This is a genomic window from Saccharospirillum alexandrii (genome assembly GCF_004000275.1).
In the GTDB taxonomy this organism is placed as follows: domain Bacteria; phylum Pseudomonadota; class Gammaproteobacteria; order Pseudomonadales; family Natronospirillaceae; genus Saccharospirillum; species Saccharospirillum alexandrii.
Genome location: NZ_RCIP01000003.1, coordinates 62955 through 81878, shown reverse-complemented (window position 1 = coordinate 81878; position 18924 = coordinate 62955). Strand labels below are relative to the sequence as shown.

The window sequence follows — 18924 nt, the reverse complement described above, 5'->3', positions numbered from 1 at the left end:
GGTCAGCCATGCCGCTTCACAGATCAAGTGCCTGTCGAACGGTGGCAAGTTCCACACACAGCGTGAAAACCTTCATGGCGGCGGTGACGTCGTCGACGCTGGGTACAGAAGGCGCGATTCGAATGCAGGTGTCGTTCGGGTCGTTGCCATAAGGGTGGGTGGCACCGGCGGGTGTCAGTTTCACGCCCGCTTCTGCGGCGAGTTTCACAACGGTTTTGGCCAGCCCGGGCCGGGTATGAAAAGCGACAAAATACCCGCCCTTCACCGTTTTCCAGTGCCCCAGGTTATTGCTGCCAAAGGCGTCTTTTAAGTGGTGGTGAACCGCTTTAAAACGCGGTTTCAGAACCGCCGCATGCTGAGCCATATGAGTTTCGAGGGCGTTGTGTTGTTCAAAAAAGCGCGCATGCCGCAGTTGGTTGACTTTGTCCGGGCCTATGGTCATGGCACTGAGCGAGGCGGTTATGTGTTTCAGGTTGTCGTGACTGGCACCCAGGAACGCGACCCCGGCGCCAGCAAAGGTGATTTTAGAGGTTGATGCGAACTGCAGTACGCTGTCTTCAGTGCCCGCGTCACGGCAAGCTTCGTAGAGACTGGCAAGTTCGGGGGCATCGTCGTCGAGCGCATGCACGCTGTAGGCGTTATCCCAAAAGACCCGAAAATGCTCGCCGGCAATCTTGCTTAGCCTGGCGATTCGTTGAACAGTCTGTTCGTCGTAGACGATTCCAGTCGGGTTGGAAAAACGCGGGACGCACCACAAACCTTTGATGCTGGGGTCTTGTTGAACGGCGCGTTCGATGTCATCCATGTTCGGGCCGGTGTCGGTCATGCTGATCGGAATCATCTCGATGCCAAGGTGCTCGCAGATGCTGAAATGCCTGTCGTAGCCCGGCACCGGGCAGAGCCACCGGACTGGCCCGCTCAGACGCCAGGCGCTGCCGGGGCCACTGAGGCCATCGTAGTAGCCAATGCTCATGGCCTGGTGCATCAGCGTCAGGCTGGAATGGCCACCCGCGAGCACCTGGTTGGCAGGCATGTCGAGCAGGGTGGCACCCAGTTCACGACATTCTGACAAACCTTCCAGGCCACCGTAGTTACGCACATCGATGCCATCGCGTGATCGATAGTCGCCCTTAAGCATGCCATCCAGACTGTTGGACAGGGTTAACTGCTCGGTAGAGGGCTTGCCGCGGGTTAAATCGAGGTTCAGTCCCAGCCGCTTAAGCGCACAGAATTGATTGAACAGTTCAATTTCCAGGGTCTTTAGCTGGCTCGGGGTCAAAGTAGTCGGGTCGGTGATCATGGTGTTGGCTGGTTTCCCTGTCGGTTGCGCCTTAACTCTACCACCCGGGCGCGAGATTTGTAGACCGTCTTCATATGGGGTGGATTAAACCGCCTATACTGGAGCGATGTACGATATAACCGGCCTATCTGAATCATTGGTTAATAGTTGCTCATATATGGGACAGGTATTGGGCAAGTTGCTAATATAGGCAGATGGTAGTGGAAGGTTTTCATCATGGTTCGGGGTGTACAGTGATAAAGAAGATACTGATCGGCATGTTGAAGCCCGGAATGTATGTCTCCGATCTGAATAATCAGTGGGTTCCGAGCAATAATGCATCACGAAGTGGCAAGATTGGCAATCAGGCGACCATCGAGAAGATTAAGCGGCTTGGGGTTACCGAGCTGTATATAGACACGGCCAAGGGGCTGGATTGTCCGGAGGCATTGCCTGCGGATGAACAAAAGCAGATTCAAGCCCAGCAACTGGAGTCGTTGCAACTTCAGTCGGATGCCGGAACGGCCCTAAAACGGGTACCGGTGTCGCAAGAGCGAGACCGGGCTGAAAAGCGCTACCAGCAAGCCCGCACTGTTCTGGACGATGTGTTGAATGATGTCAAAAACAACCAGCCCATCGATGTAGCGGCGGTCGATGAGACCTCCGAAGAGCTCCTTGAATCACTCAATACCAATGAAAATGCCCTGGCTTGCCTGTCGCATATTCGCTCAAAAGATACCTATCTACTTCAACACTCGATAAACGTCGGCATTCTGCTGGGCATATTTGGCCGCTCAATGCGGCTCGAGCCAACCGTCTTAAAGGAGCTGGTGATCGGCGGTATCCTGCACGATATAGGCAAGGTACTGGTGCCTGATTCGATATTGCACAAGCCCGGCAAGCTTGAAGCTGACGAGTGGGAGGAAATGAAGCGCCATGTCACCTATGGCGAGAAGATTCTGGACGTGACGGCCGGGTTAAGTGACCTGAGCCGGTCGATTTGCCAGCTGCATCATGAACGACTTGACGGCACGGGCTATCCGCGAAACAAAACAGGGGATCAAATCGATCGCTATGGCCGGATGGCGGCCATCTGCGACGTTTACGATGCCGTGACCGCAGACCGTGTCTACCACGCGGGCATGGCGCCCGACATGGCGCTGAGAAAGCTGATTGAGTGGAGTGTTTTCCACCTCGACAAGGATCTGGTGTACGACTTTATCCGGTGTCTGTCAGTTTATCCGGTGGGAACGCTTGTTGAGTTAACACGGAACAGGGCCGGGGTGGTGGTTGAAGCCAACCGACGCAGCCCGAAACACCCTATGGTCAGAGTCTTTTACAATACCGTGAACCGGCATCAGGTTGAGCCGGTGCTTGTCGACCTTTCCAGCGAAAATGCGAAGTACGACATTGTAGGGACGCTGGACGCGCGTCAGTTAAACCTGGATGTCACGCCATTTCTGTAACCTTAGCATCCCTGCGTCACGTCAGATCACGGAATGTGTGAATCGCAGCAAAGCGATCACTCTTCCCGGTTTCGGGCGACCCATTCTGCCAGTGCGTGCAAATGCCTACTGGCCAGCCGGCTTTCATCGGTGTCTTCTTCAAGCGGCCAGCCTGCATTTATTCTGAAACAGTCGTGGTACAAAGGCAGACTAGTGAATTGTGAGCCAATTCGAAGACTGATGCCTTTCTGCTGAGCAGCCTTTATCAGCTCAGTCGTGTTCAAACCGGGTACCTGTACCCACAACACCATCCCGCCGGTCGGATTGCTCAACGCTGCGTCAGCCGGTAACAACCCGACCAGTGCGTTTCGGTATTGACGCATCTGGTTGGCCAATCGAAGGCGCGTTTTCTGCAAGTGACTGTGGTATTGACCAGTCGCGATGAAGTCTGCCAGCCCCATTTGAATGGGGGAGTTCACACCGAAGTGACTGAACTCATTGCGTCGTACGACGTCGGGCAAGTAGCGCCCGGGTAAACACCAGCCGACGCGGTAGCCTGCTGTCAGCGTTTTTGAGACGGAACCGCACCAGAGAATGTAACCGTCTGAATCCCAGTGCTTTGCCGGCAGTGGCGTGACTTTTTCATAACCCAGTTCCATGTAGACATCGTCTTCGATGATGGGCGTCTTGTATTGGCTGGCCAGTGCAGCCAGTGCCTGTTTCTGGGCAAGTGACAGGCTGGTTCCCTGAGGGTTCATGTGTGATGTGCTGAATAAACCGGCTTTGACGGTTCCGTTTTTAAGGTGTTGCTCTAGCTGGATCAGATCAATGCCTTCCTCGGTATAGGGTATTTCAACCACTTTGCGGGACAGTCCGGCCAGCAGCTCCAGCAACCCGCTGAAACAGGGCGAACTGATGGCAACGGCATCGCCTCGCCGGGTTGTGGCTTCCAGGGCGACACGTACGGCATCCATGCAACCGTTGGTGATGACCAGCTCATCAGCGGAGAAGGGGAAGCCATACGCCAGGAAATGCCGTTCCAGTGCGTGCCTCAGTGTTTTCTCACCCTGACGATCCGGGTAATCGTGTAAGCGTCTTCCCAGCCTTTGGATACCGCGCTTCAGGCTTCGTTGCAAAGCATCAGTTGGCATTAAAGACGGACACATTTGTGATATGCCCAGTGGACCAGGTCCCGGGTTGATCACGGACGGTGCGATGAACGGTTTCGAGTGCCCCTGGATTGGATCCGTCATCCGGCTTTGGAACGACGGTGGTGTGGGTGTCTTTTGTTCGGCCAGCGGCTGGGTGACGTAAAAACCCGACTGGGGTTTGGCGACGATCCAGCCTAGCTCCTCAAGCAACCGGTAACTGTTGATCGCCGTGGTCATGCTGACCCCGTAAAGTTTGGTCAATGCACGCAACGGGGGCATTCGGGTGCCGGCCACCCGGGTGCCTTGTTCGATGTCGCTGATGATCTGATCGGCGATCGTTTTGTAGCGCATGTCAGGGCCTCTTACCGGAGCGGCGTGCTATTGAGGGGCGAGCGTTCGTAAATTGTACTCTTTTTATTGTTAAGAATTGAATCTGTTTACTCTTTTGAGCGCTGGTTACCATGGCACTCTGATGTTGATGAGGCCGGAGAAACGACCATGCGTATGAATGATTTGCTGTTGGGCATCGCTGTGATGTGTCTGTGGGGGTTCAACTTTTCGGTGATTAAGTTGGGGGCCGATCAGATAGACCCGACCATACTGGTCGCATTGCGCTTCACATTGGCGGCTATTCCAGCGGTATTTTTCGTTACCCGACCGGCGGTTCCCGTTCGCTATTTCTTCGCTTACGGGCTGACGTTTGGCACCGGCGTTTGGGGCATGATGACCTGGTCAATCACCGTCGGGATATCGGCCGGAATGGCAGGCTTGCTGATGCAGTTGAGTGTGGTCTCAAGTCTGTTGTTGGGCTGGCTCTGGTTGAAGGAGAGATTGACACGCCCTAAATTGCTGGGCGCCGGGCTGGCCCTGCTGGGGCTTGCTGTCAGCCTGACGTTGCAGGATGGTTCGGTCAGTTTGGTGGGTACGTTGTTCGTATTGGTTGCGGCCATTAGCTGGAGTCTGACCGGCATTATCGTCAAAAAAGCAGGGACCACTGAGGTCTTTGCGTTCAGTGTCTGGGGAATGTTGTTTGCCCCTGTGCCGCTGGTAGGAGTGGCCTGGCTTGCTCAAGGTTCAGACGTCTTTCTGATGTTGCCGGCACAGATGAACCGGGACGTCTGGTTTTCTGTCCTGTTTCAGGCGTACCCCACGACTTTGCTGGGGTATTGGCTGTGGAACCGCCTGATCGTTAAATACCCCTTGTCGACCGTGGCACCCTTAACGCTGCTGGTGCCCATCTTTGGTTTACTGGGGAGCTATCTGTTTTACGGCGAATCGATGAACGGTACCAAGTTGATTGCCGGTATGCTGATACTGTCCGGCCTGGTGGTCAGTCAATGGCGGGCCGGGATGTTAACCCGCCTGTCAGGACGGACTTCCTGAAAGGCGGGCCACCCTGGCCCTGCCGGCACAACGTCAGCAAGGTTCGTCAGAACCGCACAGGGTGACACTGAAAATGCCGTTGGTACCGCCGACGAAACGCAAGCCTACAATCATGTTGGCGGCTTGATCAATTTGGAAGTCGAGGACCTCCGTGACGGTGCCATAGTCAGTGTCACCCACTGAGAACGACTGGCCTTCCCGCACAATCAATCGAGTGTACTCATTGGGGCTGGAAACAAACAACGCTTCAGTGCCAAAGGCCGTGAGCCCCTGGAATCCAATCCAGCCGCTGTTGTTGACTTCGATCCTCGGCCCGGTTCCGGGGACGGATACCAGATCGAGATCAACGGTTGAACTGTCCAGCAGCCCGCGAACCGCATCGCCTTCCTGGAACCGACGCTTCGCAGTGCCATCTTGCCAGACAATCAGGGCGTCTTCTGTGTCTGCCGAACCCGCATTCACGAGAAATGCCGCTGTGTCGTCGGCAGCAGAAAATGAGCTGCCTCCGCCGATGAAACCTGTAATTTCCTGTGTGGTTCCGTCTTCCAGCAAGAACGGCAGGCCAATGCGGGCGATCCGGGTATTGGACGTGCCGGTTGCGTTTGTGTAAAGGCCTCTGTTGCCCACACCTGCGACGTCTCTTTGGGTGAAGTAGAATACTTCGCCGTTGTCTGTGATCTGTACGGTGGCTGTTTGCAATCGATCAATGTAGTCGCTGGCTGATCCACCGGCTTCCCGGGCCACCTCGGTATGTGAGCCGTCTGTATCCCGGACATACACCCCGGAATTGGTACTGGTGGCTACCCCGTTAATTGCCAGACCGTAGGCAAGCTGGCCGGATGCATTCTGGCTGTATTGTTTGAACGCACTGAACACACCGATATCGAGACTGCCCGGGAGTTCTGTCTGGTTGGCACTCAGCGATTGGCGTTTGGTGTTATCGCCTGTGATGGTCCAGATGGTCGGGTCGGTAAAGTCAGAGTCGTCGTCGACTCGAAAGGCATCGGTGTTGGACCCCAGCTGGAAGGTAATGCCTCCAGACGCATCGATACTGAGGTTGGTAAAAACCCGGTTCGCGGTGATGTTTTCCGAGAAGTAAACGCTTGCGCCGGCGTCTAGCGTCGGGAAGGCCGTGCCGCCCCTGCCAGGCTCGCCTTCACGGGCCAGTAGCTCTGTGGTGCCGGACGTATTGCGTAACAGGACTTCGTTGTTGAGCCCGTCAACATCGTCGGTCAATGTGTTGTCGAGATTCAGCAACCCGGCAAAGAGAATGCTGCCGTTATTGGCGATCCAGACATCGTAGAACCCGTTGTAGCTGGCATCGCTTGAAGGCAGGTTGTCATCGTCGGCCTGGACGAGCGTCAATCCGGTTTCGGATTCATATTTAAAGATGCCATCACGGGCACTGCCGCCGCTGTCGGTCTGGTCGGTCACCCCATGTATGGCAATGGTGCCCGGGCCATTGACGTCGAAGTCGAGTGCGGTTCCTATGTTGCTGCTGAACACAGCGCTGCCCATGCCTGGCGCAGCATCGCCACTGACGACGATGGGTGTGATGCCTGATGCCACGGCATCCAACGTCACTGGTTCGGAATCGATGCATTGTTCCGCGTCACACGCCTCGATAATAAAGCGGGCGTTGGTGCGTTCGCTGAGGTTGATGTTGTACACGTAGTCGTTGCTGGTCAGGTCCGACCCGAGCTGGGAGTAGCCACTCATGCTGTCCGGGTCTTCATAGATGCGATAGACATCGGCGCCCGTCATCTCCGGCCAACTGAATCGCAATTGCCAGTTGTCATAGTCCACCGACACGGTTGGCGCGACCAGGCCTTCAATGGGCCCCGAGCCATTGTCGCTGGTGTCTTCGGTATCGTCAGCCTCGTCACTGGCGCTGCTGCCGCAACCCGTCAGCAGCAGAGCAGGGGTTATGATCAGACTGAGCAGTACCCGACGCAGGTGAGGGTGTGGCGTTGCGAGTTTGGTTTCCATGACCGTCTAATCCTTCAGCGAATGTCCATTCACTGTACGAGGGTCATGGCTCACAATCTGCTCCATTTTTTGCTCACATTTCGCGCAATGTCAGCTCGTCAGCCCACCATTCTGATTCTACCAACTTCAGGGCTTCCGTGAGGCGGCGGCGGTAAGTGGCATAGGATAAGGCCAGCCGATCAGCGGCGGCTTGCTGGTTGGGAGCCGGCCGTAAATAGGTGGCTTGCAACACTCGGGCATGGTCACGGGTTGTGACTTGCGATTCAAGTCGTTCGCAGGTTGTTTCAAGCTGGCGCTGAAGGCTTTGTGCGCGAGTGACCCGGTCCTGGTTCGGGCCGTGTTGGAGCACCACTTTGCTGTCGAGCAGGGCGTTGGATTGCAGTCGGTCGAGTCGGGTAGCGCTGCGAAATGCCTGACGCAGGGCGTTCTGGAAGGCCTTTTTGTCAGGCAGAGGTGCTGTTGCCACTGACACGCTGTTGAGCGGTTCTGCCAGACCAAACGCCTGTCGATAGGCGTTTCGTAGCCAGTTGATGCCAGCCCGGTTGTCGGCGCTCCAGTCCTGGTATAAGACCATGGCTGGCGTTCCGCGTCGCCGGGGCATGGTGATTTCGGCATCTGAGTGACCAAAACGAGCCATCGCTCGCCGCCATTCGGGGGTGTCTCCCTGAACACTGCCCATCACCGCTGGCGTGACACTGACCGATAGAAAAGCGGCGTGCGAAAAAGCCTGTGTGTAGACCGAAGACGCCGCCATGTCCTGATCGCTGTGCAGCCAGAACCGATGCAAAACAACGGTTCCCGAGTGCTTCAGCGACTGCCTGGCCAGGCACAGAAAGTCTGCACATACGGAGTCTGCCTCCAGCACGTGTGCGGGTAACCGGTCGACCCGAAGAATCTGAAAGAAACCGATGGCTTTACCGGCGCTGTCCCTGACAACCGTCAGCGACTCGGGCTGACAGGCGTGAAACTGATGAACCAGGTCAACGGCATGGTCATTTTCGAAGCGTCGCACCATGTCATCGATGGACGGCCAGTCCGCCGGGCGAAGGCTGTCGACGTAAACATCACTGCGATCCGGCTCGCTCATGGTTTGCTGAATATCCATGTCCCGCAGCAAAAAGAAGGCGTCCTGAATGAGCCCGAGTCGGTCTTCGACCGCGTGTTCAAGCCGATCATGGATGTAGGTAAAAGCCCGGTCTCCCAGCTCAATCAGCCGGTTAGGCTGGCGCTGCCTGAGCTCGTCGGTGAACGCCTGGCGCAGCAGATCGTGCGGGAACAGGCCGTTACTTCCGGTTTCAATGTACGACTGCGAAGCCAGCCAGTCGTATAGGTCGGCCGCTTCGTGTGGGTGCAGTTTGAGCATGCTGGCCAGCATGGGTTCATCCATCTGGCGGACCGTACAGCAGGCTTCAAGTGCCGCTCGCTGATGCGTGCTGTCGAGGCTGTCGACCAGTCTCTGATGCCAACTGCGAGCGAGGCTGCTAGAGAGCCCCTCCTGCTTGCCGATCGAATCGGTATAGAGTGCCAGCGCCAGCGGATTCCCCCGGGCAAACTGTCGGGCGCGCTCAAAGCCTGAGGCTTCTATGCCGCGCAGTGTTAAGTAGTCATCCACTTCGGTGTCGGTAAACGGTGATAGGGTTATCTGGCGATGTTCATCGATCCAGACCGGGTCGGTTCGCCACTCCAGGGCGGGCGGATTCCGACCGGCCAGGATCAGTTTGAAGCCCAGAGTGTGCGCGGGTATGAATACGTCCCTTAGCCAGCCTTCCAGGGGTGCCAGACATTCAAAGGTGTCAATGATCAGTAGGTGCGGCTCTTTTTCTCCAACGCCTTTTTCGTCACGCAAAGACTGAATGGCAGCGGTAAACAAGTTGGGGTTGGGTGGTAGGTTACGGGCATCGAACCACAAGATGGGGTGTTCGTAACGGGTATCCTGAAGACAGTCTTTTAGCAGGGTTGTTTTGCCGACCCCGCCAGGAGCACACAGGTGTATGACCAGTCCGGGTTGATCCGGGGATGCCGTAACAAAGGCTTCTATGGCCGCTTTTTCCGGATGGCGCCCGACCAGGAATCGTCGCCGGTTTCGGTTCAGTTTGTCAGCCAGATCGGACGGTTGAGACACATTGGATGCCCTGTTTGCATGAAGAAGGTTGCTAAACGGTTATACAAGCCTAGCGAAACCTGAGGCAGTTGTCTCTGAACCGGCCCGGCTCATCTCTATCGTCGGTAGGGTTAGAGGTTACTGACAGACAGCGGGTTCTGTTTATCCAACTCCGACTCAGCTTCGCCACATTCGACGATGTTTACCGAATCGGGTAACTCCGCACGTTTATTGGCGGGTATCACGTCGGTGTAAAAGCGATCCACATACTTGAACGAGGCAACCTTGCAGTGCGAGTTGAGTGTCCATTTACTGTGATCAGCCACAAGCAGCCGGGCGCGGGTATTGGAAATGATGGCGCGGCTCACTTCGGCTTCGCGAATGTCGTAGTCCATCAGGCCGTGTTGCAGATCCATGCTGCCGGTGCTGATGATGCCGTAGTCGGTAATGAAGGAGCTGAAAAAGTTGGTGACTTCCGGGCCGACCACATCGTGATCGTTGTGTCGGTATTGCCCGCCAGAGACGATGACTTCAATGCCGGGGTTTCCTGATAACGCGGACGCGACGCTGAGGTTGTTGGTCAAAATGCGCAGTGACTGATGGTGAAGCAGCGCTTGAGCGACCAGCTCTATGCTGCTGCCCACGCCCAGACTGACAGTGGCGTTTTCAGGGATGTCAGCCGCCACCCGCCTGGCCATCTGCTGTTTGGCCAGCAGGTTGCGGACTTTGGGGTCGCCCAGCGGGCTTTTTGACGCACTGGTTGGCAAACTGACACCGCCGTAACGGCGGCGTAACAAGCCCTGTTCACAGAGTCTGTTGATATCCCGGCGAATGGTTTGGGTGGTGACACCGAAGCGCCGGGCAATGTCTTCAACCTCGACATGCTCTTGTTCGCGCACCCATTCGAGAATACTGTACTGCCGTTCTTTGGCACCCATTAGAATAAAGCCACTATCAGTAAACCCTTGTTGATATTGTACGAGGCGCGCCTCGGCATGGTCCAACCCGGTGAACAGAACATCAGCTTTGCTACCATCCATACTAGCGGAATTGCCGTCGAGATTCGACTGACCGCGGGTGCCGTGGCTATTGCCGGGCACCCGCAGCGGGCGTTAAATGACCTTTTTGCGCAGTGCGCTGGTTACCGCTTCACCCAGAATAACCAATGCGACAATGGCCAGCAGAATGGTTGCAACAGTCTGCCAGGCAAAGAGGTCGATCGACCCTTGCAGCAGCACCCCGATGCCACCGGCACCGACCAGACCAAGCACGGTGGATTCACGGATGTTGATGTCCCAGCGCAGAATGATGATGGCAAAGAACGCCGGCATTACCTGGGGCACAATGGCGTATAGCACGACCTTCATTTTGCTGGCGCCAGTGGCTTCCATGGCTTCCACCGGGCGCCGGTCGATCTCCTCGATGGCCTCGCCCATTAGCTTGCCGATAAAGCCAACGGAGCGGAACATCACCGCAAGAATACCGGCCAACACACCCGGGCCGAAAATAGCCACGAACAGTAGCGCCCAGATGATGGTGTTCACCGAGCGGCTGGAGACCAGAATGAACCGGCCCAGCCACAGCGTTGCCTTGTTTGGCGTTGTGTTCTGTGCCGCGATGTAGGAGACCGGCAGAGCAATAAAAATGGTCAGCATGGTCGACAGGGTGGCAATGTGCACCGTCTCCAGCATGGCGTGGAATATGGCATTCCAGGTATCGAACCGGGGCGGCCACATGCGTGCGCCCAGGCTTTGAATCTGGTTGGGGGCATCCCAGACCCAGGGCCAGAAAATATCGATATCGCGTACCGCCCAGACAATGGCGATCAGCGTAGCCAGGTATACGGCGTAGCGGGTCCACTGTTCTTTGCGGTCGTAGCGAGACCAGACGTGATCGGACAGTTTTGCTGCGTGGTCTACCATACTTTTTTCCTCACCCATCCGCTGATGCCTTCACTGACCAGAATGATGCCGATGATCATCAGCAGAATGGCAAATGCGAAATCGTAATCGTAACGTCCGAAAGCGTTCATCAGCGTGCCTCCGATACCGCCGGCGCCGACAATGCCGACGACGGCCGAAGCACGTAAATTGCTATCGAGCTGGTACATGGACAACCCAATCTGACGCGGCATGATTTGCGGGAACACACCGTAAATCAGCATCTTCAGGTAGCCGGCACCGACCGAACGCATGGCTTCTACCTGGCCCCAGTCGATCTCTTCAATCTCTTCAGCCAGTAATTTGGCGACAAAACCGATGGAGTAGAGCGTGAGCGTAAGAATGCCCGCCAGCGGCCCAAAGCCGACCGCTGCGACAAACAAGATGGCCACGATGACCGGATGAAAACTGCGCGATACGATAATGATGGTACGCCCAAGCAAATACACCGGTAGCGGAGCGACGTTGCGCGCCGCCATGACCGCGATTGGTACCGACAGAAACACCCCCAGTAATGTAGATAGGAATGCGATCTGGAAGCTTTCCTTGAAACCGGTCCACAGCAATCCGGCCCGTTCAAAACTCGGTGGGAAGGCGCCGCCAAAAATTCTCAGCGCACGCGGCATGCCCTCGGCAATGCGTTCCCAGTTGAATGGCAGTGTTGAAAATGCCCAATATAGATACACCAGGGTGATGGCAACCAGCCCATACCGAACCCAGGGGTTAGCAATAAAGGGGGGTTTCTTCCAGACCCTGCCCGACGACGCATCGGTAGCGGTTCTGACGGGTGTCATGCCAGTGCCTCCTGAGCCGTCTGGTGTTGCGGTTCACCACTGTCTTCTTCCGGCGATTCGATGCCGCCGTAGATGGCGTCCAGTGCGTCCTGATTAAAATCTTTGGGCGCGCCGTCGAATATCATCTGGCCATGGCGCATGCCGACAATGCGATCGGTATACATTCGGGCCTGAGTAACGTTGTGAATATTAATCAGCACGGGCAGCGACATTTCACTGGCCAGGGTTTGCAGCAGTCTCATGATTTGCTGGGAGGTCTTTGGGTCGAGTGACGCGGTTGGCTCATCGGCCAGCAGAATCTCCGGTTCTTGCATCAGTGCTCGCACCACAGCAACTCGCTGGCGTTCACCACCCGAGAGCTGGTCGGCCCGTTTGTTGGCGTAGTGCGCGATGCCCACACGCTCCATCAGGTTGAAGGCACGATTAATATCGGTTTGCGGAAAGCGGCGTGTCAGCGCCTGGAAAAACGACACATAACCGAGCCGCCCGGACAGAACGTTTTCCATTACCGTCAGCCGGTCGATCAGGTTGAACCCCTGAAACACCATGCCGATGCGTCGGCGGGAGTGGCGTAGCTCGCTGCCGCGAAGATTGACCAGTTCATGGCCGTTGAGCTTGATCGAGCCCGAGGTCGGCTCGACCAATCGGTTGATGCAGCGCAGCATGGTGCTCTTGCCCGCACCGGATGCGCCGACGATCGACACAACGCTGCTGCCATCGACACTCAGATTAAGGCCTTTGAGCACCGGATCGTTGCGCCCGTATCGTTTTACCAGATTGGTGATTTCTAACATTGGTTTCGCTCCCGGAGGTGCCCCGGCCATCAGGCCTGGGCACCTGTTTTTCTTATTGAAGATTGTCGCGGGTGTACTGCACACCATTGGAGGCCTGAATGGTGCGGATGACGCGCCAGTTATCCTTGTAGTTGATCGGGATGAAGGTCTCAACACCGTCGAACTCTTCACCTAATTCGGTACCTGCGAATTCAAAGGTATAGAAAGCCTGACGTACCTTTTCGGCAAGCTCAGGGTGAAGGTTGTAGGCGTGGTTATAGGAGGTTGTCGGGAAACGGTCCGACTCCCAGACCAGGCGGACGTCGGCTTCATCATAGAGGCCGCGTGCGGCCATGCGTTCCACCACTTCCGAGGCGACCGGCGCCGCATCGTAGTCTTTTGCAACGACACCCAGCATTGACTGGTCGTGGCTGCCAGAGAACGAAATTTCATAGTCTTCGCCCGGAACAACGCCCATTTCAGGGAACAGGGCACGGGGTGCCTGGTTGCCGGAGTTGGAGGTTGGCGAAGTATGAGCGATGCGCTTGCCTTTCAGGTCGGCCATCTCATAAATGTCGGAATCGACGTGGGTGTACACCTGCAGTGAATACCCAAATTGACCGGAGCTTGAGCCCATCAGCGCGAACGGAACGGCGCCCGCCAGGTTAACCGCGAACGGCGTAGGCCCGGTGGAAAAGCCAGCCACATGCAAACGACCGCTGCGCATGGCTTCTACCTGGGCCGAGTTGGATTGCACGGCAAAAAAGCGCACATCTTTGCCTGTGACTTCAGCCAGATGGTCGATAAACGGCTGCCAGATGTCGGAATAAATGGCCGGATCTTCAACCGGTGTGTACGCGAAAATCAACGTGTCCGGGTCAACCCATTGCGATTCATCGGCCGGCAAGTCAGCGACCAAATCACCGTCGGTGTCGCAATACATGGCATCGAGCGCACCGCGTTCGCATTCAGCCAACGCCTGGCTGCTGACGCCAAGCAACAAAGCGGTTGCCATGGCAGTGGCCGTAGGTGAAAGGCGGGAGAGCATTGTTTTATGCAGATTCATGATTGGTTCTCCATTGGGTGCGGTCCATGCGTTAAGGCTCCATGCCTTGAATTGAACATCCTGAAAGGACCTGCCCCATACGTTTGTTATTGTTAGATGTTCAATTGAACATTCATACTAACAGCAAACCTTCAATTGGCAAGGCGAACTGCGCCAAAAAAGTGCAAGCCTTTAGACTGGTCGCAGTAAGTTATTGAAATATAAGAGGGCAGTCATCGAATGGTATGTTCAATTGAATCGTCTGCTTCGATCTGGTGCACCAGCGGCCGTGGGTGGCTCAGGCCTTTTCGCCTCAATAGCCCCCGGTGGCTGCGGGTGAGTCTGTTACGGTGTTGTCAGTCGTTATATATGACGATATATTTCGGGGCGTTAACCCCTAACGTCAGGAAGCGTGCGATGTGGATCCGTCAGACGGTGTTGGCTGGACTGGCGGCGACGGCGCTGCTGATGGCGACGGCGGTTCAGGCACAGCAAATCACCCGGGTAGCTGCAGCCTCCCAGCTGCGTTTCGTACTGGAGGCGATAACGGCACAGTATCGTGAGCGTTATCCGCAAAACAGGATCGACGTTCAATATGGATCGTCTGGCCGGTTTTTCGCGCAAATCACCCACGGCGCCCCCTTCGATCTTTACCTCTCTGCGGATATGGACTACCCCACTGCACTGGTTGAGGCAGGCTTCGCCGCCAGTGAGGTGATGCCCTACGCCATCGGTCGCATCGCAATTTGGAGCAATACGGTCGATGCGCAATCGCTGGCGCTCGCTGACCTGACCGACGAGCGTTTCCGCCGGGTGGCCATCGCCAACCCCCGGCTTGCGCCCTATGGCGCGCGGGCAAAAGAAGCGTTGATCTCGGCCGGCCTCTGGGACGCTCTGCAGCCCCGGCTGGTCTATGGCGACAACGTCTCTGGCACCCTGCAGCTGGTGCAAAGCGGCGCTGCTGAGGTTGGTATCGTTGCCCTGGCCCAGGTGCTGAACTCCGGTATCGCGTCGCAGGGCGGGCACGCGCTGATCGACGCTGGCGTTCACCAGCCGCTGGAACAGGGGTTAGTGGTGACCCGCCGTGCCATGCAAAACGAAGTCGCCCGGCATTTTGCCGGCTACCTGCGCGGAGCGGAGGCGGCAACCCTGTTTCGGACCTACGGGTATGATCTGCCCGCTGACGTACCCTGAGGTGCTGAGATGATGATAGCCGGCATCGCCGAGACAGACTGGATTGCCTTGTTGCTGACACTCAGGCTCGCCCTGACCAGCACGCTTCTGCTGCTGGTGCTCTGCGTACCCCTGGCCTGGTGGCTGGCGTTTACTCCAAGCCGGGCCAAGGTGCTGATTGAAGCGCTGGTGGCATTGCCGCTGGTGTTACCACCGACGGTGATCGGTTTTTATCTGCTGATATTGCTGGGCCCGAGGGGCGCCATAGGCGGGGCGCTGGAGTCGATTGGGCTTACCCATCTGGCGTTCAGCTTTACCGGTCTGGTCATCGGGTCGATGGTCTATTCCCTGCCGTTTGTGGTGCAACCGCTGCAGAATGCTTTTCAAAGCCTGGGCAGCCGGCCGCTCGAAGCCGCCGCAACTTTGCGTGCCGGGCCTGTCGATCGTTTTCTGTCTGTGGTGTTGCCGCTGACACGGCGCGGCTTTCTTACCGCCTTTGTGCTGTCTTTTGCCCATACTCTGGGTGAATTCGGTGTGCTGCTGATGATTGGCGGCAGTATTCCCGGCCAGACACAGGTGGCGTCCATCGCCATCTACAACCACGTCGAAGCGCTCGACTACGGCGCGGCTCATGGCCTCTCGCTGGTCTTGCTGGTGCTGGCGTTCTCGCTGTTGCTGGCCGTCTACGCCCTGAACCGGCGCTTTCGTCTGGTAGGGGTGGCGCAATGAAGGTCCGTTTTCAGCTTAAACGGGGGGGCTTCACACTGGATGCAGCCTTTGACCTGGCCGAACGGGGCATTACCGCCGTTTTTGGTCGCTCTGGTTGCGGTAAAACCAGCCTGCTGCGTTGCATGGCGGGGCTTGAGCCAGATGCCTGGGGGCAGTTGGACGTGGCCGGTGAAGTCTGGCAAGCAGGTGTTCAGAGCCTGGCGACGCACCGGCGTTCTCTGGGCTATGTGTTTCAGGAAGCCAGCCTCTTTGCCCACCTGACTGTGGAGCGCAATCTGCGCTATGGCTGGCGGCGAGTAGCGCCGTCGCATCGGCGCGTTGAGTGGCAGACGACCATCGAATTGCTGGGACTGGGCCCCTTGCTGAATCGCTACCCGGATCAGCTCTCCGGTGGCCAGCGCCAGCGTGTGGCGCTGGGCAGGGCCTTGCTGACAAGCCCAGATCTGTTGTTGATGGATGAACCCCTGGCCTCGCTCGACAGTGACAGCAAGGCTGAGATACTGCCCTATCTGGAGCAACTGCATCGCAGCCTGGCGTTGCCCGTGGTGTATGTCAGCCACAGCCAGGAGGAAGTGTTGCGGCTGGCTGACCAGTTGGTTCTGATGGATGACGGCCGGGTGCTGACCCAGGGCCCGGTAGCCCGGGTGCTCACCCGGCTCGATATGCCGCTGGCGCATCAGCAGGGCGCACAAGCTCTGTTGGAAGGCGTTGTCACCCACCAGGATGAGGCCGACCACCTGACCGAGGTGGTGTGCGAAGGCCAGTCAGTCTGGGTCTCCCAATTGAGCCAGGCTCGTGGCACCCGGGTGCGGTTGAGCGTGGCGGCCCGGGATGTGACGATCAGCCTTGTACCGGCGACCGACAGCAGCGTGCTGAATTGCCTGGAAGTTCAGATAGAGGCGCTGGAGTCAGACCCGCATCCGGGTCATGTGCTAATAGCGCTGAAGTTGGGCAAGCAGGTGCTGCTGTCGCGCATTACCGAACGCTCACGCCGGCAATTGGCCTTGAAACCGGGAGACCGGGTGCACGCCCTGATCAAAGGCATTGCCGTTCACTGAGGTTTCAGGTGTGCCATAAGCGCAGCAACGTCCGTTTCAATACTGTGCAGGGCGGTCTGCTCCATTTGCTGGTAATGCCTGAGCACTTGTTCACCCAGTTCCGTTAGATGGGCTCCGCCACCGCCTTTACCGCCTTTGGCGGTGCCGACCAGCGGTGCCTTAAAGCACGTGTTCATGGTATCGATCAGCAGCCAGGCTCGGCGATAGCTCATCTTCATACTGCGCGCCGCCGAGCTGATGGAGCCGGTGGTGTGCAGCGCTTCGAGCAGCTCAATTTTACCCGGGCCAAGCGCGATGGCGTCGCCCTGATGCAGGCGCAATTTCAGGCTGAAACGGGGCGCTGTTGTCACGCAGTGAGCTCCTGTGAATGTTGATCGATCGGGCTGGATTGGCCCTGGCTGATTATGGGCAATTGCCGGTTATGGCATAACCAATAATGGTGCCATTGGGCCGGGTGGTGATGTTGTGCTTGCAGCCATGGACGTCCCAGATATGAAGCTGCTGTTCGTCAGTGGTCGCATTGGAGCGGTACTCGGGTTCTCCCCACTGCTGATACACCAGGCGAACGTCTTGCCCGAGCAGGTTATCGTCGTTGTCCCGGGCAGCCGTTGGGGCGGTTGCGCACCCTGCCAGCACGGTTGTGGCCAACAGGCAGAGTGTAATAAGCAGGCCCGATATTTTTTGGAGTGACATCCCGGCGTTCTCTCAGGTTTTGGCTATGGTTTCACAATGATGACTTCCGGTCATTGGCGCAGCCAAGCGTCTGGTTTACATCGACGTCACGGCTCCATCAGAGCCCCCCAAGGTAACCTCAGTGATTGCAATGAACAAGGTCACTCGTCAACATCATCGAATCACGCTATCGGTTGGCCTGATGCTGTTTTTGCACTGGCCAGCGAGCAGCCTGGCCGAGGAGAAAGAGTACGGTATGGACGATGTCTGGCTACAGCAGCAACAGGCTGAGACTGGCCTGGTCGGCATGGCGGCCGTCGTCATTCAGGGCGGCGAGGTTCGATACCTCGGCGCCGCCGGTGACCGCAAGAAAGGGGCTGGCGTTGCGATCACCGTGACCGATCGCTGGCACCTTGGTTCGATCACCAAGTCGATGACGGCGACGGTACTGGCCGGTTTGGTAGAGGCCGGTGACATCGGCTGGGAAACACCGCTGCTGCCTGTTATGGGCATGGCCGACACAGCGCACCCGGGCTGGGAAGGGCTGACGTTGGCGCAGGTGCTTAGCCATACCGCCGGCTTGCCGGCCAACTTCTCTCTACGGGTCAATATGACGTCATCACCCGAAGAAGCAGAGCGCCCGGCTGCACGCCGGCAGGCGGTAATGGAGGTGTTGAAAAAGCCACCGAAATCCACGCCTGGCTCCGGGTTCGAGTACTCTAATGTGGGGTATACCCTCGCTGGCGTCGTGATAGAAACCCTAACTGGTCAGCCCTGGGAGCAAGCCATGCGCGAGCGGTTGTTCGCGCCGCTGGATCTAGGCAGTGCCGGCTTTGGGCCACCCCGGAGTAACGGGGGATCACTCACTGAGCCACGCGGCCACCGACATCTGCTGGGCCTCACCCTGGCGGCCGGTGAGGCAGCAGACAACAATGCCATCATCGGCCCGGCCGGTACCGTGCATATGACGGTCGAAGACCTGGCGCGTTATGGCTATGAGCACCTGCGTGGTGAGCGTGGCGAAGGCACTCTGCTGAGTGCCGGCAGTTATCAGCGCCTGCACCGACCGGTTCTCGAGAACTACGCCTTTGGCTGGGTGCTGCGTGAGGGCAACGCTGACACCGGGCCTCTGCTCTGGCACAACGGCTCCAACACTATGTGGTACAGCTTGCTGGTGCTGGTTCCCGAGCGGGATACCGTGGTCGCCATGGTGTTCAATGAAGGCAATGTACCCCGTGCAGACGCTCTGGCCTGGGCATGGGTGGCGCGGAGTCTTGGAACAGGGTTATGAGCTGCGAGTTAGCGGCTTACAGCCAGACGCTTATCTCACAGCATGAGCGAAATGCTGCCTCCTAGGCAAGGTGTATGCCCCCGGGTCAGGGCGGGACCCGG

Annotated in this window: 17 protein-coding genes; 6 read left to right on the top strand and 11 right to left on the bottom strand. The window is 57.3% G+C overall.

The features are described from left to right. Positions 1-16: 16 nt before the first annotated feature. A complete protein-coding gene (locus EP166_RS13990; RefSeq protein ID WP_127558153.1) occupies positions 17-1300 on the bottom strand; it encodes an aspartate aminotransferase type Ic in 1284 nt (427 codons plus the stop codon). A 233-nt stretch (positions 1301-1533) separates the two neighbouring features. On the opposite strand from EP166_RS13990, the gene EP166_RS13985 reads away from it, so the two are divergent. Further along, positions 1534-2745 (top strand): cyclic di-GMP phosphodiesterase, encoded by a 1212-nt coding sequence (locus EP166_RS13985; RefSeq protein ID WP_164743950.1) that lies wholly within the window; start codon positions 1534-1536, stop codon positions 2743-2745. A gap of 56 nt (positions 2746-2801) precedes the next feature. On the opposite strand, the gene EP166_RS13980 is transcribed toward EP166_RS13985, so the two are convergent. Further along, a complete protein-coding gene (locus tag EP166_RS13980) occupies positions 2802-4226 on the bottom strand; it encodes an aminotransferase-like domain-containing protein (RefSeq protein WP_127558149.1) in 1425 nt (474 codons plus the stop codon). Between the two features lie 147 nt (positions 4227-4373). Between EP166_RS13980 and EP166_RS13975 the strand changes: the two genes are divergently transcribed. Further along, positions 4374-5258, top strand: a complete 885-nt coding sequence (locus tag EP166_RS13975) for an EamA family transporter (RefSeq protein ID WP_127558147.1) — start codon at positions 4374-4376, stop codon at positions 5256-5258. A 33-nt stretch (positions 5259-5291) separates the two neighbouring features. On the opposite strand, the gene EP166_RS13970 is transcribed toward EP166_RS13975, so the two are convergent. The 7 genes from EP166_RS13970 to phnD all read right to left on the bottom strand — a co-directional run bounded on the left by EP166_RS13970 (position 5292) and on the right by phnD (position 13870). Continuing rightward, the gene (locus tag EP166_RS13970; RefSeq protein ID WP_127558145.1) at positions 5292-7247 is read right to left on the bottom strand and encodes a choice-of-anchor tandem repeat NxxGxxAF-containing protein; all 1956 of its coding nucleotides are present in this window, start codon (positions 7245-7247) and stop codon (positions 5292-5294) included. Between the two features lie 73 nt (positions 7248-7320). After that, positions 7321-9369, bottom strand: coding sequence for a hypothetical protein (locus tag EP166_RS13965; protein ID WP_127558143.1), 2049 nt, complete (start codon positions 9367-9369; stop codon positions 7321-7323). A 110-nt stretch (positions 9370-9479) separates the two neighbouring features. Continuing rightward, the gene (locus EP166_RS13960) at positions 9480-10388 is read right to left on the bottom strand and encodes a DeoR/GlpR family DNA-binding transcription regulator (protein WP_220432587.1); all 909 of its coding nucleotides are present in this window, start codon (positions 10386-10388) and stop codon (positions 9480-9482) included. A gap of 72 nt (positions 10389-10460) precedes the next feature. Continuing rightward, positions 10461-11270 carry a phosphonate ABC transporter, permease protein PhnE gene (gene phnE, locus EP166_RS13955; protein ID WP_127558141.1) on the bottom strand — a complete coding sequence of 270 codons (810 nt, stop codon included), beginning with the start codon at positions 11268-11270 and terminating at the stop codon, positions 10461-10463. Beyond that, complete coding sequence (gene phnE, locus EP166_RS13950; protein ID WP_127558140.1) at positions 11264-12082, bottom strand: phosphonate ABC transporter, permease protein PhnE; 819 nt, start codon at positions 12080-12082, stop codon at positions 11264-11266. Before phnE (EP166_RS13950) ends, phnE (EP166_RS13955) begins: the two co-directional genes overlap by 7 nt. Beyond that, positions 12079-12876, bottom strand: a complete 798-nt coding sequence (phnC, locus tag EP166_RS13945) for a phosphonate ABC transporter ATP-binding protein (RefSeq protein WP_127558138.1) — start codon at positions 12874-12876, stop codon at positions 12079-12081. Before phnC ends, phnE (EP166_RS13950) begins: the two co-directional genes overlap by 4 nt. A gap of 52 nt (positions 12877-12928) precedes the next feature. Then, complete coding sequence (gene phnD / locus EP166_RS13940; protein ID WP_425470049.1) at positions 12929-13870, bottom strand: phosphate/phosphite/phosphonate ABC transporter substrate-binding protein; 942 nt, start codon at positions 13868-13870, stop codon at positions 12929-12931. A gap of 447 nt (positions 13871-14317) precedes the next feature. Here phnD and modA point away from each other — a divergent pair, with 447 nt between their 5' ends. From modA to modC, 3 genes are read left to right on the top strand one after another with little or no spacing between them, the layout of a single operon-like run. Continuing rightward, on the top strand, positions 14318-15094 hold the full coding sequence (gene modA / locus EP166_RS13935) for a molybdate ABC transporter substrate-binding protein (RefSeq protein WP_127558134.1): 777 nt from the start codon (positions 14318-14320) through the stop codon (positions 15092-15094). A gap of 9 nt (positions 15095-15103) precedes the next feature. After that, a complete protein-coding gene (gene modB, locus EP166_RS13930; protein WP_220432586.1) occupies positions 15104-15802 on the top strand; it encodes a molybdate ABC transporter permease subunit in 699 nt (232 codons plus the stop codon). Next, positions 15799-16860 carry a molybdenum ABC transporter ATP-binding protein gene (modC, locus tag EP166_RS13925; protein WP_127558132.1) on the top strand — a complete coding sequence of 354 codons (1062 nt, stop codon included), beginning with the start codon at positions 15799-15801 and terminating at the stop codon, positions 16858-16860. Before modB ends, modC begins: the two co-directional genes overlap by 4 nt. Here the strand turns inward: modC and EP166_RS13920 are convergent. Both EP166_RS13920 and EP166_RS13915 read right to left on the bottom strand, forming a co-directional pair. Beyond that, a complete protein-coding gene (locus tag EP166_RS13920; protein WP_181952724.1) occupies positions 16854-17210 on the bottom strand; it encodes a winged helix-turn-helix domain-containing protein in 357 nt (118 codons plus the stop codon). The genes modC and EP166_RS13920 overlap by 7 nt on opposite strands. Before the next feature lie 52 nt (positions 17211-17262). Next, complete coding sequence (locus tag EP166_RS13915) at positions 17263-17553, bottom strand: hypothetical protein (protein ID WP_127558130.1); 291 nt, start codon at positions 17551-17553, stop codon at positions 17263-17265. A gap of 130 nt (positions 17554-17683) precedes the next feature. Between EP166_RS13915 and EP166_RS13910 the strand changes: the two genes are divergently transcribed. Further along, a complete protein-coding gene (locus EP166_RS13910) occupies positions 17684-18823 on the top strand; it encodes a serine hydrolase domain-containing protein (RefSeq protein ID WP_127558128.1) in 1140 nt (379 codons plus the stop codon). The last annotated feature ends 101 nt before the right edge of the window (positions 18824-18924 follow it).

Coding starts and splice junctions, on each gene's coding strand:
- phnE (WP_127558140.1), bottom strand. CDS start 12,082: ATGACACCCGTCAGAACCGCTACCGATGCGTCGTCGGGCAGGGTCTGG.
- EP166_RS13970 (WP_127558145.1), bottom strand. CDS start 7,247: ATGGAAACCAAACTCGCAACGCCACACCCTCACCTGCGTCGGGTACTG.
- EP166_RS13910 (WP_127558128.1), top strand. CDS start 17,684: ATGAACAAGGTCACTCGTCAACATCATCGAATCACGCTATCGGTTGGC.
- EP166_RS13980 (WP_127558149.1), bottom strand. CDS start 4,226: ATGCGCTACAAAACGATCGCCGATCAGATCATCAGCGACATCGAACAA.
- EP166_RS13960 (WP_220432587.1), bottom strand. CDS start 10,388: ATGGATGGTAGCAAAGCTGATGTTCTGTTCACCGGGTTGGACCATGCC.
- modC (WP_127558132.1), top strand. CDS start 15,799: ATGAAGGTCCGTTTTCAGCTTAAACGGGGGGGCTTCACACTGGATGCA.
- EP166_RS13975 (WP_127558147.1), top strand. CDS start 4,374: ATGCGTATGAATGATTTGCTGTTGGGCATCGCTGTGATGTGTCTGTGG.
- EP166_RS13915 (WP_127558130.1), bottom strand. CDS start 17,553: ATGTCACTCCAAAAAATATCGGGCCTGCTTATTACACTCTGCCTGTTG.
- EP166_RS13990 (WP_127558153.1), bottom strand. CDS start 1,300: ATGATCACCGACCCGACTACTTTGACCCCGAGCCAGCTAAAGACCCTG.
- modB (WP_220432586.1), top strand. CDS start 15,104: ATGATGATAGCCGGCATCGCCGAGACAGACTGGATTGCCTTGTTGCTG.
- phnE (WP_127558141.1), bottom strand. CDS start 11,270: ATGGTAGACCACGCAGCAAAACTGTCCGATCACGTCTGGTCTCGCTAC.
- phnC (WP_127558138.1), bottom strand. CDS start 12,876: ATGTTAGAAATCACCAATCTGGTAAAACGATACGGGCGCAACGATCCG.
- phnD (WP_425470049.1), bottom strand. CDS start 13,870: ATGGCAACCGCTTTGTTGCTTGGCGTCAGCAGCCAGGCGTTGGCTGAA.
- modA (WP_127558134.1), top strand. CDS start 14,318: ATGTGGATCCGTCAGACGGTGTTGGCTGGACTGGCGGCGACGGCGCTG.